Raw genomic sequence first — 1873 nt, 5'->3', positions numbered from 1 at the left:
TTACAGGGGCAATGACGCGCTTGGAGAGCGCCAAAGACTGGATCGACAGCACTCGCTGCTCGTCGTCGCCTGCAACATAGGGTTCGCTCCCCGAGCATTGCGAACCGTCCGCATCTCATGCCTCCCTTGGCGAGACAAATCGGGTGCGACATCGGGACAGAGAGAATGTTGCGGATCATACGCTAGAGAACCAAGCTTCGCTGCCCTCACAGCAAGCGGTTCCTGCCGATGGCGCTATTGCACAACTCCGAGCGACAGCCGCGAGATATAGCTGACGGTCGGCACTTTGGAGTGAGCGGGAAAACGCTCTGGAGCAGGTCGCGCAGGGTCTGCTTCTGGCGCTCGGGCGGCCAACCGGCCCGATCCTGCGACACGAGCGAAGCTATCCCGTTGACGAGAATCTGGATGCGGGTCGCGGCCAGAACGCAGTCGACGGCTTCGGGAAATTGCCCCGCGTCCTGGGCGCTCTTGATAAGGCGCAGGAACAGATGGTGCGCGTTGCTGGTGCCTTCGCGCCATTCGCGTGTCACATCGGGTTCGGCCGGTGCCATGCCCCAGAAGGCGAACCAGGTGTGCCAGTTGCGCCAGCGCTCCTCGGTGGTCGGCAGCAGCTCTTCCAGCGTCTCAAGCAGGGGGCGGTTGGTGCGGACAGCCTCGTCGATCAGCCCCTCGGCCATCCGGCGCGCGACCTGATGGGTGAAGACCAGCATTTCCAGCTTGCTGCTGAAATAGTGCGAAACGACCGTTGTGCTGTATCCAACGCGGGAGGCGACTTCGCGGATCGTGACGGCCTGCACTCCCTGTTCGTAGACCAACTGGTCCACGACCTGGGCGATCTGCAGTCGGCGCTCGTCATGGTCGACTACGCGCGGCATGCCGCCTCAGCCCGATTTTCGGTGAAAGTGCATGACCCCGCGCATAGACCAGCGCGGGGCCTCGCGGCAATCGGGGACATCGAGATTGTCAGCATGATTTTCGGTCGGAGACGGAAAGGGCATGCGGTGCAACGTTAACCGCTGCCTTGGCCGCGCCGTCTGGTGACCGCGAGGACAAGCCATTGAACAAGGGCCGCCATGCCTGACCTGATTAGCACATGCGTCAAGGATTTGAGCCTGCCCCAGCGCTAATGCGATCGACTTCCGCATGAACTTCGACTTCTTCATGCAAAATCTCCAGCTTCCCTTAGCTTCGATTTTGCGAGATTCCTTTCGACCCCACCGGTGGTGTTGCCCGGGGCAGGATCAGTTTGGGTAGGCCCGAGTCAGGCTGCTCAGGCGGTCGCGGATGTCTTGGGGCACGCGGAATTCGTCGCGGTGGTAGTCATTGCGCCCGGCGACCGATTCCTCGACCAGATCGTCGTGAAGGCTGCCCATCAGCCCATTGATCGCGCTGAGGAAGCGAGACATGCGGAATATCCTCTCGTCGGGTTCCAGCGTGCGCATGGTGTCGTAGAACGAGACCTGACGGCTGATGATCTTGCGCATGGCGTGGAAGCGGTGCGCGGTCAGCTTGGCCTCGCCCAGCCCCTCGCCCAGCCATAGCCTGAGGCGGCCGACTTCGGCGCGGCGGAAGCGCAGGAACCCTTCGGCGCCGTCCAGCCGCACACCCGCGACTTCGCGCTGTACGGCGATCCACACGGAGCGCATCAGCAGCATCCGCAGCAGCAGCGCATAGCCCAGCACCGCCGTTCGGCGCCCGTTGCGGTAGGAGTCTTGCAGGTGTCCCATCACCGCCACCGTCGCGCGGAACAGCAGCGGGGCGCGGTGGTTCCTGCCGTAGAGGACGAGGGCGAAGCGCAAGTGCTTGTAGCGTGCGCGGATCAGCTTGTAGCGCCGCCGCGCGTCGGACGGCAGATCGCCGGTCAGCAGCAGCG

General features: G+C 63.4%; 2 protein-coding genes. Both read right to left on the bottom strand.

The window, feature by feature from the left end:
- Positions 1–206: 206 nt before the first annotated feature.
- Positions 207–875, bottom strand: a complete 669-nt coding sequence (locus LH128_RS31500) for a TetR/AcrR family transcriptional regulator (RefSeq protein ID WP_008831357.1) — start codon at positions 873–875, stop codon at positions 207–209.
- Positions 876–1241: 366 nt separating this feature from the next.
- A partial coding sequence (locus LH128_RS19275) for a hypothetical protein (protein WP_037520342.1) occupies positions 1242–1873 on the bottom strand: 632 nt, incomplete at its 5' end.

It is taken from the genome of Sphingomonas sp. LH128 (assembly GCF_000293195.2).
Classification (GTDB): Bacteria; Pseudomonadota; Alphaproteobacteria; order Sphingomonadales; family Sphingomonadaceae; genus Novosphingobium; species Novosphingobium resinovorum_A.
Note: the sequence above shows the minus strand (reverse complement) of the source record. Positions and strands in the feature narration are given on the sequence as shown.

Excerpts from the sequence above, each read along its gene's own strand:
- LH128_RS31500 (WP_008831357.1), bottom strand. The coding sequence starts at position 875 with ATGCCGCGCGTAGTCGACCATGACGAGCGCCGACTGCAGATCGCCCAG.